Source organism: Cupriavidus nantongensis, assembly GCF_041726985.1.
Lineage (GTDB): Bacteria > Pseudomonadota > Gammaproteobacteria > Burkholderiales > Burkholderiaceae > Cupriavidus > Cupriavidus nantongensis_A.
Genome location: NZ_CP168303.1, coordinates 360,462 through 373,065, shown reverse-complemented (window position 1 = coordinate 373,065; position 12,604 = coordinate 360,462). Strand labels below are relative to the sequence as shown.

Here is a 12,604-nt window from a genome sequence, read left to right as displayed (position 1 = left end):
CGTGCCGCTCAGGGCCGCGCCGCCTGCACGGTCGAGACCGGCGCCACATCGTCTTCTTTCATGCGGCTGCGGTTGAGCACGCCGGCCTGCTCCAGCACCGGATAGGCGGTGGCGCAGAACAGCGAGTTCAGCCGCTTCAGTTCGCTGATCACGTCCAGGTGCAGCGAGCTGGTCTCGATGCTCTCCGCTGTCTGCACCGCCACGCGCTGCAAATGGGTGCGCGCGTACTTGCGCTCCAGTTCGCGGAAGTTGGCTTTTTCCGCCATCAGCGCCTGCGCGCTCTTCAGGTCGCCATTGAGAAACACCGACAGCCCCAGCCGCAGGTTGGCAACCAGGCGCGCGTGCATCTCGGCAATCTCCTGCATGCCGGCCTCGGAGAACATCAGGTTGTGGGCGATCTTCTTGTCCTTGGTATCGAGCAGGATGCGCTCGATGATATCGCCCGCGTGTTCGAGGTTGATGGTGAGCGAGATGATCTCGGTCCAGCGCTGGCCGTCGCGCTCGTCCAGCGCTTCCAGGCTGATGCGGGTCAGGTAAAGCTTGATCGCGGTGTAGAGGTCGTCGACCTCGTTGTCGATGCGGCAGGTGGCGGTGGCCAGCTTGGCGTCGTTGGTGCGCAGCACGCGCAGCATGTTGTCGAGCATCTGCTCGATGCGGTCGCCGATGCGCAGCACTTCGCGCGCGGCGTTGGACAGCGCCAGCGTGGGCGTCGACAGCGCGGCGGTATCCAGATGGCGCGGCGTGACCTGGCTGTCGCCGGTATTGCGTCCCGGCAGCACCTTTTCGCACAGCCGCGCCAGCGGCGCCGTGGCGCCGAGCAGCAGCACCGCCAGCGCAACGTTGAACAGCAGGTGGAAGTTGACGATCAGCCGTTGCGGCTCATGATCGAGCAGCGCCAGCAGCTCCTCGGCCTGGCCCAGCAGCGGCAGCGCGATCAGGCAGCCCAGCAGGCGCGACAGCAGGTTGCCCAGCGTCACGCGCTTGCCTGGCTGGTTGTTGCCCGAGGTGGTCAGCAGCGCCGACACGCCCGAGCCCAGGTTGGCGCCCAGCACCAGCGCCAGCGCCACGTGGATCGACACCACCCCGGCCGACGCCAGCGCACCGCAGAACAGCACCACGGCCAGGCTGGAATAGCACAGGATGGTCAGGAACGCGCCGACCAGCATGTCCAGCCCCGAATCGCCGGTCAGCGAGGCGAACAGCACCTTGACGCCGGCGGCCTGCACCACCGGCCGCGTCGCGATCGAGATCAGTTCCAGCGCCAGCGTGATCAGGCCCAGGCCGATCAGCACGCGGCCGACGTGGCCGGGCTTGCTGCCTTTCCAGGTAAGGTGGCAGATCACGCCGACGAAGATCAGCAGCGGCGACAGCCACGACAGGTCCAGCGAGAACACCTGCACCATCAGCGCGGTGCCGACGTTGGCGCCCAGCATGATCGCCAGCGCCGGCGCCACGGCGATCAGGCCCTGGCCGACGAAGGAGCTGACGATGACCGCGGTGGCGTTGCTGCTCTGGACCAGCCCGGTCACGCCCAGGCCGGCAAGAAAGGCGGTGAAGCGGTTGGAGACGCTGGTCGACAGCACATGGCGCAAATTGGCGCCATAGACGCGCAGGATGCCGACCTTGACGATGTTGGTGCCCCAGACGAGCAGGGCCACGCCCGATAACAGGTGAAGGAGAACGCCCATGGTGCGCCTTTGTGTGACCGGTGCCGAATACTGACTGGAGGCTCCGCCCGGTCATCGTGTCGTTGTCAAGGGCTCATTATGCGCCCGGCCCCCGGCACCGGCAACGGCATGCGCCCGCGTTGCGGGGCGCGGGCAACATGGCAACGCCGCCATCGTCAGCGCCATGACGATGCGGCAGCGCAGCGCCGGCGGCGCTGCCAGGGTCCGGCTCAGGGCAGCGCGACCTTGATGCCGAGCCCGACGAAGATAGCCCCGGCAGCGCGGTCCAGCCAGCGCCCGGTGGCCGGCCGCCGGCGCAGCCAGGCGCCCAGCCAGCCAGCGCACAGCCCGAACAGCGAGAACACCACCGCGGTCTGCAGCATGAAGACCACGCCCAGCAGCAGGAACTGCAGGCCGGGATGCGCGGCATCGGCGCGCACGAACTGCGGCAGGAACACCAGGAAGAACAGCGTCACCTTGGGGTTCAGCATGTTGCCCAGCACGCTCTGGCGAAATACGCGCGCGAGCGGCGCGGCATCGACCTCACCGCCCTGCGCCAGACCGCCCTTCGCACGCAGCGCCTGAATGCCGATCCAGATCAGGTAGGCCGCGCCGGCGTACTTGATCAGCTGGAAGGCCAGCGGCGAGGAACGCAGCACCGCGGCCAGCCCGACCGCGGCGATCACGGTATGGAACAGGCAGCCGACCGAAAAGCCCAGCGCCGCCACCAGCCCGGCGCGACGCCCCTGCGCCATGCCGCGCGCCAGCACCTGCAGGTTGTCCGGCCCCGGGGCCACGGTCACGGCGACGGAGGTCAGCAGGAACAGCAGCAGGTCAGGCATTGGCACTCCTTGCGTGGATCTTTACGCGGGCGCGCATCGCTCAGTGCCCCTCGAACTTGCACACGGTGAACAACGGCAGCCCGGCGCCGTGCAGCAGCTTCGACCCGCCCAGCTCGGGCAGGTCGACGATGGCAGCGCCCTCGACCACGGTCGCGCCCAGGCGCTCGAGCAGCTTGCGCCCGGCCATCATGGTGCCGCCGGTGGCGATCAGGTCGTCGACCAGCAGCACGCGGTCGCCGGCCTTGCAGGCATCGGCGTGGATCTCGACCGTGGCGCTGCCGTATTCCAGTTCGTATTCCTCGGCCACGGTCTGGAACGGCAGCTTGCCCTTCTTGCGGATCGGCACGAAGCCGAGGTTCAGCTCGTACGCGACAATCGCGCCCAGGATAAAGCCGCGCGCATCGATGCCCGCGACAAGGTCCAGCTGCGCGTCCATATAGCGGTGCACGAACACATCGATCAGCACGCGCAGGGTCTTGGGGTCCTGCAGCAGCGGCGTGATGTCGCGGAACATGACGCCGGGCTGGGGCCAGTCCGGCACGGTCCGGATGCGCTCGCGCAGGTAGCCGGTGACGTCGCCGAGGTCGGGGGACTGGATGATGGAATCTGCCATAGGAGTCGGGAGGATGGGCGCGCGGCGCGCCGGTCAGAAAGCGGTGGCGGCGACATGCGGACGGCGTGGTAACCCATTACCACCCGCGCCACCGGGGCGCCCAGCACAATGGTCCTGCCGGCCGGACGGGCTGCCCGCGCCGGCTTGCCGCGTCCGGCACCCGCCGGACATCCGTAACCATACAGGAGACCACGATGGCAAAAAAGATTCTGATGCTGGTGGGCGACTACGCCGAGGACTACGAAACCATGGTGCCGTTCCAGGCGCTGCAGATGGTGGGCCACACCGTCCATGCCGTCTGTCCCGACAAGCACGCGGGCGACGCGTGCGCCACCGCAATCCACGATTTCGAGGGCGACCAGACCTACAGCGAGAAGCGCGGCCACAACTTCACCCTCAATGCCACCTTTGCCGAGATCGACCCGGCCGGCTACGACGCGCTGGTCATCCCGGGCGGGCGCGCCCCCGAATATCTGCGCCTGAACGCGCGCGTGCTGGAAATCGTGCGGCACTTCGCCCAGGCCGGCAAACCGATTGCCGCGGTGTGCCACGGCGCCCAGCTGCTGGCGGCCGCGGGCGTGCTCGAAGGCAGGACTTGCTCCGCCTACCCGGCCTGCGCGCCGGAAGTGAAGCTGGCCGGCGGCACCTATGCCGAGATCCCGGTCGACCAGGCCCACACCGACGGCAACCTCGTCACCGCCCCGGCCTGGCCGGCGCATCCGGCCTGGCTGGCGCAGTTTCTTGCGGTGCTGGGCACGCGGATCGTACATTAGTGCTTTCCGCACGCGGCGCCCCCACGCGTGATGCATGGCTTGCCGAGGCCGGCCATGCCCAGCCTGCCGGCCGCGCCGCCCGCCAGGGAGCCCTTGATGTGTGAAATCTTTATCCGCGCCAATCCGGCGTCTTACCAGAGCCAGTCGCGCTCGCTGCGCCTGCACGGCGCGGCCACCAGCATCCGCCTGGAAAGTCTGTTCTGGGAAGTGCTGGAAGAACTGGCGCAGCGCGACGGCATGACCGTCAACCAGCTGATCACGCGCCTGCACGACGAACTGACCGAACACCGCGGCAGCGAAGCCGTGGCGGGCAACTTCTCGTCCTTCCTGCGGGTGTGCTGCCTGCGCTACCTGATGCTGCAGGGCAAGGGCCGCATCCCCGCCGATCGCGACGTGCCGATCCGCTCGCTGGATTCGCGCGCGGTGCTCGACAACCTGCCGGAATCCTGGGTCGAGCCGCGGCCGCACTGAGGTTTGCTGCTTTAAATGGCTTGCTGCAGCGCGGTTCCGTCGCTCAGCCGTTCAGGATGCGCGTTTCCGCGGCCTCCAGCGCCTCGGGCGGGCCGCGCAGCACGACGATATCGCCGGGCTCCAGCACGGTCTCGGGCTGTGGATCGAAGGCGCGGATGCCGCGCCGGCGCACCGCCGTCACCTCGACCCCGATGCGCTCCAGCCCCAGCACGCCCAGGCGCCTGCCCACCGCGGTGGATTGCGGGCCGAGCGACACCGAATGCAGCCGCACCGAGTCGCGCTCGACCATGTCCTCTTCGTCGTCGCGCCCATGGAAATAGCCGCGCAGCAGGCTGTAGCGCGCGTCGCGAGCCTGCTGCACGCCGCGCACCACGCGGCGCATCGGCACGCCCAGCAGCACCAGTGCGTGCGAGGCCAGCATCAGGCTGCCTTCGATGATCTCGGGCACCACCTCGGTGGCGCCGGCCTTCTGCAGCGTGTCCAGCTCGGAATCGTCGACCGTGCGCACAATCACCGGCAGCGCCGGCGCCAGCTCCTGCACATGGTGCAGCACCTTCAGCGCCGATTGCGTGTTGGCATAGGTCACGATCACCGCGGCGGCGCGGTGCAGGCCCGCGGCGATCAGCGCCTCGCGCCGGCCCGCGTCGCCGTAGACCACGGTATCGCCCGCGGCGGCGGCCTCGCGCACGCGGTCGGGGTCCAGGTCGAGCGCCACGTAGTTGATGCCCTCGCGCTCCAGCATGTGCGCCAGGTTCTGCCCGCTGCGGCCGAAACCGCAGATGATGGCGTGCTTTTCTGTCTGCAGGCTCTGCGCGGCGATGCGGGTCATGTTCAGCGACTGCATCAGCCATTCGTTGGCGGCAAAGCGCAGCACGATGGCGTCGCTGTACTGGATCAGGAAAGGCGCCGCCAGCATCGACAGCAGCATCGACGCCAGGATCACCTGGATCAGCACCGGGTCGACCAGATTCAGGCCGTCGATCTGGTTCAGCAGCACGAAACCGAACTCGCCCGCCTGCGCCAGCCCCAGCCCGGTGCGGATGGCCACGCCCTGGCGCGAGCCGAACACGCGCGCCAGCGCCGCGATCAGCAACAGCTTGAACAGCACCGGCACCACCAGCAGCGCCAGCACCAGCCAGATATGGTCGAGCACCACGCGGATATTGAGCAGCATGCCGATGGTGACGAAGAACAGGCCCAGCAGCACGTCGCGGAACGGCTTGATGTCTTCCTCCACCTGGTGGCGGTAGGGCGTCTCGGAGATCAGCATGCCCGCCATGAAGGCGCCCAGCGCCATCGACAGCCCCAGCCGCTCGGTCAGCGCCGCCATGCCCAGCGTGACCAGCAGCAGGTTCAGCATGAACAGTTCCTGCGAGCGCCGCGCCGCCACCACATGGAACCAGCGGCTCATCAGGCGCTGTCCCAGGAAGAAGATCGCGCCCAGCGCCACCACGATCTTGAGCGTGGCCAGGCCGAGCGCCATCACCAGGTCGCCCGGGTCGCGCGACAGCGCCGGAATCACGATCAGCAGCGGCACCACTGCCAGGTCCTGGAACAGCAGGATGCTGATGATGTTGCGGCCGTGCTCGCTCTCCAGCTCCATGCGCTCGGACAGCATCTTGGACACGATCGCGGTGGAAGACATGGCCAGGGCCCCGCCCAGCGCCACCGAGGCCTGCCACGACAACGGGAACAGCCAGTTGAAGGCCCAGCTGGCCGGCACCACCGCCAGCATCGACAGCACCACCTGCGAGCCGCCCAGCCCGAACACCAGCCGCTTCATCGCGCGCAGCTTGGCCAGGCTGAATTCCAGCCCGATCGAGAACATCAGGAAGACCACGCCGAATTCGGCCAGGTACTTGGTCTGCGCGGTGTCGCTGGCCAGCCCCAGCGCATGCGGCCCGATCAGGATGCCGACCGCCAGGTAGCCCAGCATCGGCGGCAGCTGCAGCATGCGGAACGCGACCACGCCGAACACGGCGGCGGCCAGCAGCACCAGGGTCAGTTCCAGCGGAGAATGCATCAGGCGGTCAGGGTGACCGGCGAGGCGCGCGGCCGACCCGGCACGGGCACCCTGCCGGCGGAAATACGGCGAGCACGGGCGAGCGCGGCGCGCGCCGTGGGTCGGCCAAGGTGCGGTCGCATTCGTTGGTATACTTCGTCGCCATGATAGCTAATTTCGATGCGGATCGAGCACTCAGGCTCGCCCGCGACACGCTCCAGACCGAAGCCGATGCGGTTTCCGCACTTTCCGGCCGCCTGAACGGCGACTTTGCCCGTGCCGTGCAGCTGATCCTGCAATGCACCGGGCGCGTGGTCGTTTCCGGCATCGGCAAGTCCGGCCATATCGGCCGCAAGGTCGCGGCCACGCTGGCCTCGACCGGCACCCCCGCGTTCTTCGTGCACCCCGCCGAAGCCAGCCATGGCGACCTCGGCATGGTCACGCGCGACGACGTGCTGATCGCCTTCTCCAATTCCGGCGAGACCGGCGAGCTGCTGTCGATCATTCCGATCGTCAAGCGCATCGGCGCGCGCCTGATCTCAGTCACCGGCAACCCCGACTCCAACCTCGCCAAGCTGGCCGACGTCCACCTGGACGCGGCGGTAGAAAAGGAAGCCTGCCCGCTTAACCTGGCACCGACCGCCAGCACCACCGCCGCGCTGGCGCTGGGCGACGCGCTCGCGGTGGCGGTGCTCGATGCGCGCGGCTTCGGCGAGGAAGACTTCGCCCGCTCGCACCCCGGTGGCGCGCTCGGACGCAAGCTGCTGACCCACGTGCGCGACGTGATGCGCACCGGCAACGCCGTGCCCGAGGTGCGCGAAAGCACGCCGCTGGCCCAGGCGCTGATGGAAATCACGCGCAAGGGCATGGCCATGACCGCGGTGGTGGATCCGGACGGACGCGCCATCGGCGTGTTCACCGACGGCGACCTGCGCCGCCTGCTGGAAACGCCGCGCGACTGGAAGACCGTGCCGATCGGCGAGGTCATGCACCGCAACCCGCACGTGGTCAACCAGGACCAGCTGGCGGTGGAAGCCGTACAGGTGATGGAAGCCAACCGCATCAACCAGCTGCTGGTGGTGGACGACGACGGGCGCCTGACCGGCGCGCTGCATATCCACGACCTGACCCGCGCCAAGGTCATCTGAGCCGGCGCACGAACGACGGCACCAGCAGCACAACGCCAAGGACACCATGCAGGCACTCCTCGCCTCCCTCAGCGGCATCGTCATGCGGCTGCTGCCGCTGCTGCTGATGGCCATCGTGGCGGGCAGCACGTTCTGGCTGGTCCAGATCAACTCCCCCAAGGAAGACCAGGCCGCGCAGACCGCCAAGAAGCACGAGCCGGATTACTTCATGGACCGCTTCTCGGCCACCGAGCTGGCGCCCGACGGCAGCACCAAGATCCGCTTCACCGGCGAGCGCATGGTCCATTTCGAGGACGACCAGACCTACGAGGTCACGCGCCCCGCGATGCGCGCCTACGAGCCGGACCGCCCGCCGGTGACCGCGCGCGCCGACATCGGCCGCATGAACGCCGAAGGCACGGTGATCGACCTGTACGGCAATGGCTACGTGCTGCGCCAGCAGGGCAAGGATCCGTCCAAGGATCCGCAGCTGACCGCGGCGTCGAGCTATTTCCAGCTGCTCGTCAATGACGACATCGTCAAGACCGACAAGCCGGTCAAGCTGACGCGCGGCCCGTCGGTCATGACCGCCAACGGACTGATCTTCAACAACGTCACCCGCGAAGTACAATTGCTCGGCAATGTACGCGGCACCATCATCACCGGACCGTCCCCGGGCCGCGCGCCAGGGTCCTGACTCCTGGTCCGGCGCAGCCGCGCACGCGATGCCGGCCGGCACCACCCTGCAGCGCGCCGAAGTCCGCGCAAACCGCACCACTACGCATCCAGACGCCCTCAAGCAACCCTGCCAACATGACCGCTTCCCTGACGACATCGTCCCGTCGACGCACCGCCCCGGCCCTGCTCGCGCTGGCCCTGGCCTTCGGCCTGCTGGCCCAGCCTGCCCTTGCCGAGCGCGCGGACCGCGACAAGCCGATGGTGCTCGAGGCGGACAACGCCAGCTATGACGACGTCAAGCAGATCTATACGCTGACCGGCAACGTGGTGCTGACCAAGGGCACCATGATCCTGAAGTCCGACGCCGCCGAACTGCGCACCGACCCCGAGGGCTACCAGTTCGCCGTGGCCACCTCGAAGCCTGGCAAACAGGCTTATATCCGCCAGAAGCGCGAGGGCGTCGACGAATACATCGACGGCTGGGGCGACCGCATCGAATACGACGGCAAGCAGGAATTTTCCAAGCTGATCGGCAATGCCCGCATGGCGCGGCTGCAAGGCGCCAAGCTGGTCGACGAGATCCGCGGCGCGGTGCTGACCTATGACAGCCGCAAGGAACTCTATACCGCGGCGGGCGGCGGCAGCGGCGATGCCGCGGCGGCCAACCCGTCCGGCCGCGTGCGCGCGGTGCTGTCACCGCGCCAGGACCAGAAGTCCGGCACCGCAGGCGGCTCGCCGCTGGACCTGAAGTCGGCGCCCGCGCCCGCCAACAAACCCTGACCGTACCCATGACCGATACCGCCACCATTGCCGACAAGCCTGTCGTCGAAGCCAACTCCGTACTGCCCGGCGGCAGCACGCTGGTCGTGCGCCACCTGAAGAAGCGCTATGGCTCGCGCACGGTGGTCAAGGACGTCTCGCTCGACGTCAAGAGCGGCGAGGTGGTCGGGCTGCTCGGCCCCAACGGCGCGGGCAAGACCACTTCGTTCTACATGATCGTCGGCCTGGTGGCGCTGGACGAAGGCGACATCGTGCTCGACGGCGACCACATCAGCGGCCTGCCGATCCACGAGCGCGCACGCATGGGGCTTTCGTACCTGCCGCAGGAAGCCTCGGTGTTCCGCAAGCTCAACGTCGAGGAAAACATCCGTGCGGTGCTGGAACTGCAGCTCGACAAGGGCAAGCCGCTGGCCAAGGCCGAGATCGAACGCCGCCTCGATGCCCTGCTCGACGACCTGCAGATCGCGCACCTGCGCAACAACCCGGCGCTGTCGCTGTCCGGCGGCGAGCGCCGCCGCGTGGAGATCGCGCGCGCACTGGCATCATCGCCGCGCTTCATCCTGCTCGACGAACCGTTCGCCGGCGTGGATCCGATCGCCGTGGGCGAGATCCAGCGCATCGTCAGCTTCCTGAAGGCGCGCAATATCGGCGTGCTGATCACCGACCACAACGTGCGCGAGACGCTCGGCATCTGCGACCACGCCTACATCATCAGCGAAGGCACGGTGCTGGCCGCGGGCCAGCCCGAAGACATCATCGCCAATGACGCCGTGCGGCGCGTCTATCTGGGCGAGAACTTCCGCATGTGACAACACGGCTGCCCGCGCGGGCAGCCATGGACCGCGCGGCGGGGAGAGCCAGCGGCGATCACGGCGCATAAGCGATAGCAATTTCCGTTCCAACATCGGAAAGATGCGCATAAAATAGGTCGCATGAAACCGTCGCTACAGCTCCGCCTCTCCCAGCACCTGGCACTGACCCCGCAGCTGCAACAGTCGATCCGGCTGCTGCAGCTTTCCACGCTGGAATTGCAGCAGGAAGTCGAACAGGCGCTGACGGAAAACCCGCTGCTCGAGCGGGAGAACGACTGGATCGAAAGCCCGCTGCGCGTGGCTGCCGATGGCTCGGTCAACCTCCAGAGCGCGCCAGCGCCCGCCCCCGCCGAGCCCCAGGGCAATGGCGACGCACGCGCCGAAGGCGCCGCCGATGACAACTACAGCGACAACAGCAGCGGCGACGATTATGGCAGCGGCGACTGGAGCCTGGACGATTTCGCCCGCCGGCCGCAAGGCGACGAGGACGAAAAGACGCCAATGCAGCTGCGCGATGCCGAGCCCACGCTGCGCGAATACCTGATGGAGCAGCTGACGCCGCTGAAGATCTCGGCGCGTGACAAGGGCCTCGCCATCTTCCTGATCGAATCGCTCGATGACGATGGCTACCTGAGCGCCTCGCTCGAAGAGATCTGCGCGGAACTGCCGGAAGAACTCGAGTTCGACCCCGACGAAGTCCACGCCATCCTGACGCTGCTGCAGAGCTTCGATCCGCCCGGCGTGGGCGCGCGCAATGCCGCCGAATGCCTGGCGCTGCAATTGCGCCGCCTGACGCACCCGCAGCGCGAACTGGCGCTGACCATCGTCACGCATCACCTGGAGCTGCTGGCGGTACGCGACTACACGCGGCTGAAGAAAGCCCTGCAGGTCGATGAAGTCGCGCTCAAGGCCGCGCATGACCTGATCCGCTCGCTGGCACCGTACCCAGGCCATGCGTACAGCCGCCCCGAGGCCGATTTCGTCGTGCCGGATGTGTTCGTGCGCAAGAGCGGCGGCGGCTGGATCGCGCAACTCAATCCGGATGTGATGCCGAGGCTGCGCATCAACGATATGTATGCCCAGATCCTGCGTGGCGCCAAGGGCGAGACCGGTACCGCCGGACTGCAGCAAAAGCTGCAAGAGGCACGGTGGCTGATCAAGAATATCCAGCAAAGGTTCGACACGATCCTGCGTGTCTCGCAGGCCATTGTCGAGCGTCAAAAGAACTTTTTCACCCACGGTGAAATCGCCATGCGCCCCTTGGTTTTGCGGGAGATTGCCGATACACTGGGTTTACACGAGTCAACCATCTCCCGGGTGACGACCAATAAATACATGGCCACGCCGATGGGTACTTTCGAACTGAAGTACTTCTTTGGCAGCCACGTGTCCACCGAAACCGGTGGCGCGGCTTCATCAACGGCCATCCGCGCCTTGATCAAGCAACTGATAGGAGCCGAAGACCCGAGGAATCCCCTTTCCGACAGTCGCATCGCCGAACTGCTGGGCGAGCAGGGCTTCGTTGTCGCACGCCGAACCGTCGCCAAATATCGTGAAGCCTTGAAAATCCCCGCAGTCAATCTCCGCAAGTCTTTGTAGCCGAGCCCACCGCCTGCCTGGTGAGGCTCTTTCAGAAGGAGAAGCGCTATGAACTTCAAGATCAGTGGACACCACCTGGACATCACGCCCCCTCTGCGTGAGTACGTGGAAACGAAGCTGGAGCGAATCGTCAGGCATTTCGATCAAGTCATTGGCGTTAGCGTGCTGCTCTCTGTCGACAATCACAAGGAAAAGGACCGGCGTCAGTACGCGGAAATCAATCTGCATCTAAAGGGCAAGGACATCTTTGTCGAGGCGCATCACGAAGACCTGTATGCGGCGATCGACGCACTCGTCGACAAGCTGGACCGTCAGGTGATTCGCTACAAGGATCGCGTGCAAGGCCACGACCGTGAAGCGGTCAAGTACCAGATGGCCGCAGCGCAAATGCAGCAATAAACCCGTGCCCGGCAGCCCCGCAGAGGGCTGCTGAACCAAGGATTCCACAGGCAAGCCGCGCCCCGCGCGGCTTTTTTGCACTTTGGCGCCATGCTGGCTGTGGCAGCGGAGCAAACCCTGTCACGCATGGAAGCCCGAAATGTTCGCAAGCGCAGCGCCAAGGTGTATGCTGCGCCATACAAAGAGAGAGAAATCGTGGCCGCGCCTGCTAGCGCTGCACCGCACAATGCCGGGGTAGCCCCTGCTCTATAATGGGCCGGACGTCTCCCCGCCCGCAGCGGTCAGAGAGCCAGCCGCTGCCCGGCGGAACGATCCGCCCGCTAACTGAAATCCTGCGCATCGCCCATGAATCGTTTGGCCAAATTGCTGCCACCCGGCAACATCACCCTCGACGTCAGCGTCACCAGCAAGAAGCGTGTGTTCGAGCAGGCCGGGCTCCTCTTCGAGAACAACCATGGCGTGGCGCGCGCCATCGTCACCGACAACCTGTTCGCGCGCGAGTCGCTTGGCTCGACCGGGCTGGGCGCCGGCGTGGCGATCCCGCACGGGCGCATCAAGGGCCTGAAGCAGCCCCTGGCCGCGTTCATGCGCCTGGCCGAGCCGATCCCGTTCGAATCGCCGGACGGCAAGCCGGTTTCGCTGCTGATCTTCCTGCTGGTGCCGGAACAGGCCACACAGCAGCACCTGGAAATTTTGTCCGAGATCGCGCAATTGCTGTCGGATCGCGACATGCGCGAGGGCCTGGCGACCCTGCCCACGCCCGATGCCGTGCACGACCTGCTGATCGCATGGCATCCCTGATCCACTGATTCCTCTTTAGCGGGCCGGCACCAGACCGGGC

General features: G+C 66.8%; 13 protein-coding genes. 9 read left to right on the top strand and 4 right to left on the bottom strand.

Annotation, left to right across the window (positions count from 1 at the left end; translation table 11 throughout):
* Positions 1 to 8 precede the first annotated feature (8 nt).
* From ACEI37_RS12795 to ACEI37_RS12785, 3 genes are all read right to left on the bottom strand, one after another.
* Positions 9 to 1,688 carry a Na/Pi cotransporter family protein gene (locus ACEI37_RS12795; protein WP_373379190.1) on the bottom strand — a complete coding sequence of 560 codons (1,680 nt, stop codon included), beginning with the start codon at positions 1,686 to 1,688 and terminating at the stop codon, positions 9 to 11.
* Between the two features lie 209 nt (positions 1,689 to 1,897).
* On the bottom strand, positions 1,898 to 2,509 hold the full coding sequence (locus tag ACEI37_RS12790) for a LysE family translocator (RefSeq protein WP_373379189.1): 612 nt from the start codon (positions 2,507 to 2,509) through the stop codon (positions 1,898 to 1,900).
* Between the two features lie 40 nt (positions 2,510 to 2,549).
* Positions 2,550 to 3,122 carry an adenine phosphoribosyltransferase gene (locus ACEI37_RS12785; protein ID WP_111518227.1) on the bottom strand — a complete coding sequence of 191 codons (573 nt, stop codon included), beginning with the start codon at positions 3,120 to 3,122 and terminating at the stop codon, positions 2,550 to 2,552.
* Positions 3,123 to 3,316: 194 nt separating this feature from the next.
* On the opposite strand from ACEI37_RS12785, the gene ACEI37_RS12780 reads away from it, so the two are divergent.
* Both ACEI37_RS12780 and ACEI37_RS12775 read left to right on the top strand, forming a co-directional pair.
* Positions 3,317 to 3,895, top strand: a complete 579-nt coding sequence (locus ACEI37_RS12780) for a DJ-1/PfpI family protein (protein ID WP_373379187.1) — start codon at positions 3,317 to 3,319, stop codon at positions 3,893 to 3,895.
* Between the two features lie 96 nt (positions 3,896 to 3,991).
* Positions 3,992 to 4,366: a ribbon-helix-helix domain-containing protein gene (locus tag ACEI37_RS12775; protein ID WP_373379186.1), complete on the top strand. Its 375-nt coding sequence runs from the start codon at positions 3,992 to 3,994 to the stop codon at positions 4,364 to 4,366.
* 43 nt (positions 4,367 to 4,409) lie between these two features.
* On the opposite strand, the gene ACEI37_RS12770 is transcribed toward ACEI37_RS12775, so the two are convergent.
* Positions 4,410 to 6,389: a cation:proton antiporter gene (locus ACEI37_RS12770; RefSeq protein WP_373379185.1), complete on the bottom strand. Its 1,980-nt coding sequence runs from the start codon at positions 6,387 to 6,389 to the stop codon at positions 4,410 to 4,412.
* A 143-nt stretch (positions 6,390 to 6,532) separates the two neighbouring features.
* Here ACEI37_RS12770 and ACEI37_RS12765 point away from each other — a divergent pair, with 143 nt between their 5' ends.
* From ACEI37_RS12765 to ACEI37_RS12735, 7 genes are all read left to right on the top strand, one after another.
* On the top strand, positions 6,533 to 7,516 hold the full coding sequence (locus ACEI37_RS12765) for an SIS domain-containing protein (RefSeq protein ID WP_373379184.1): 984 nt from the start codon (positions 6,533 to 6,535) through the stop codon (positions 7,514 to 7,516).
* 46 nt (positions 7,517 to 7,562) lie between these two features.
* On the top strand, positions 7,563 to 8,192 hold the full coding sequence (gene lptC / locus ACEI37_RS12760) for an LPS export ABC transporter periplasmic protein LptC (RefSeq protein WP_111518221.1): 630 nt from the start codon (positions 7,563 to 7,565) through the stop codon (positions 8,190 to 8,192).
* Positions 8,193 to 8,308: 116 nt separating this feature from the next.
* Positions 8,309 to 8,953: a lipopolysaccharide transport periplasmic protein LptA gene (lptA, locus tag ACEI37_RS12755; protein ID WP_373379183.1), complete on the top strand. Its 645-nt coding sequence runs from the start codon at positions 8,309 to 8,311 to the stop codon at positions 8,951 to 8,953.
* Positions 8,954 to 8,961: 8 nt separating this feature from the next.
* A complete protein-coding gene (lptB, locus tag ACEI37_RS12750; protein ID WP_115708053.1) occupies positions 8,962 to 9,762 on the top strand; it encodes an LPS export ABC transporter ATP-binding protein in 801 nt (266 codons plus the stop codon).
* A 123-nt stretch (positions 9,763 to 9,885) separates the two neighbouring features.
* Entirely contained in the window at positions 9,886 to 11,364 is a 1,479-nt protein-coding gene (locus tag ACEI37_RS12745; RefSeq protein WP_373379182.1) for an RNA polymerase factor sigma-54, read from the top strand.
* Positions 11,365 to 11,412: 48 nt separating this feature from the next.
* Positions 11,413 to 11,763: a ribosome hibernation-promoting factor, HPF/YfiA family gene (gene hpf / locus ACEI37_RS12740; protein ID WP_010814386.1), complete on the top strand. Its 351-nt coding sequence runs from the start codon at positions 11,413 to 11,415 to the stop codon at positions 11,761 to 11,763.
* Positions 11,764 to 12,108: 345 nt separating this feature from the next.
* Positions 12,109 to 12,564, top strand: a complete 456-nt coding sequence (locus tag ACEI37_RS12735; protein WP_373379181.1) for a PTS sugar transporter subunit IIA — start codon at positions 12,109 to 12,111, stop codon at positions 12,562 to 12,564.
* Positions 12,565 to 12,604: the final 40 nt, after the last annotated feature.